The 1289-nt window shown below is 46.6% G+C and carries 1 protein-coding gene and 1 pseudogene; both read right to left on the bottom strand.

What is annotated here, in order from left to right:
* The coding region (locus Q0191_RS03605; RefSeq protein WP_297663922.1) for an FAD-dependent oxidoreductase at positions 1 to 1061 on the bottom strand (1061 nt) is incomplete at its 3' end.
* A gap of 67 nt (positions 1062 to 1128) precedes the next feature.
* A pseudogene (locus Q0191_RS03600) lies at positions 1129 to 1289 on the bottom strand (glycerol kinase); the annotation flags it as partial.

Here is a 1289-nt window from a genome sequence, read left to right as displayed (position 1 = left end):
CTGTTTCCTGCAATCAGAGGACGCAGACCTGCCCAGCTACTTTCGATATCGTCAATCGTGATGTTTGCTTCTGGGAAGCGATTATTGACAATGCCCAAGAGGTAATCCACATCTTCTTGTGTTACTTTTGGATGCTCTAGGTCGCCAGTGTAGTCAGTGTCAGTCGTACCAAAGTAGGTTTTATTTTCTCGTGGAAGAACAAAGACCATCCGGCCGTCTCCCAAGCCTGTATCAAAGTAGACTGGCTGAGAAACCTTGATCTTGCTAGAGTCAACTACCAAGTGAACACCCTTGGTTGGACGCATTTGTGAATATTGCTCACCGTCATTTGACAGATTGCGTACCTTGTCGCTCCAAGGTCCAGTTGTGTTGATGACCAAGCGAGCCTTGATTTCAAAGACTTCATCTGTTAAGAGTTCACGCGCAACGACGCCTGTAATCTTTCCAGATTCATTAAAGAGGAAGCCTTCTGCTTTGACATGGTTGGCAATCAGGGCACCGTCTTGGTTGGCGCGTTTGATATTCTCAATCACGAGACGCGCGTCGTTGTTGCGGAAGTCAAGATAGACACCGCCGCCGACCAGGCCTTCCTTCTTGAGTTCAGGTTCCCGTTTTAAGACTTCTTCCTTGCTCAAGACCTTGTTGGCAGCAGGAGTGTTGTTAACACCAGCCAAGAGGTCGTAGAGGTCCATAGCCACTTTGAGGCGGAAGAGGCTGAAAGTAGCGCCATCTTCTTCATAGACTGGAAGGAGCATAGGGTCTGGTTTTGGAATATGAGGGGCAATTTGCTGTACCACAGCACGCTCTGAAACTGTATCTGAGACCACCTCTACGTCGAATTGCTTGAGGTAACGAAGACCTCCATGAACCAGTTTCGTAGAGCGACTAGAAGTTCCTTCTGCAAAGTCCTGCATTTCAATCAGACCGGTCTCCAGTCCACTAGCTGCCGCTTGCAAGGCTACCCCAGCACCGGTAATCCCACCACCGATAATCAGGAGGTCCAAGGTGCGTTCCTGCATTTTTTTTATCGATAATTCACGTGTTTTCTTTGAAAATTCCATAATTACACACTTTCTAACTTAGTCGTTTCCTGCTTCTACTGACTTTTTTATCAAAAATAAATCAGTATCAGTCGTCGATTTCTGCAAAGGCTTGAGTTGCCTTAACGGCTTTTTTCCATCCTTTGTAGAGTTGTTCCTTGCGGGATTCATTCATAGATGGTTCAAAGAGTTCTCCAGTTTCATTGAGAGTGCGGAGTTCGTCTAAGTCTTTCCAGTAGCCTACTGACA

It is taken from the genome of uncultured Streptococcus sp. (genome assembly GCF_938036805.1).
In the GTDB taxonomy this organism is placed as follows: Bacteria; Bacillota; Bacilli; order Lactobacillales; family Streptococcaceae; genus Streptococcus.
This window is presented reverse-complemented; position numbering and strand designations above follow the sequence as displayed.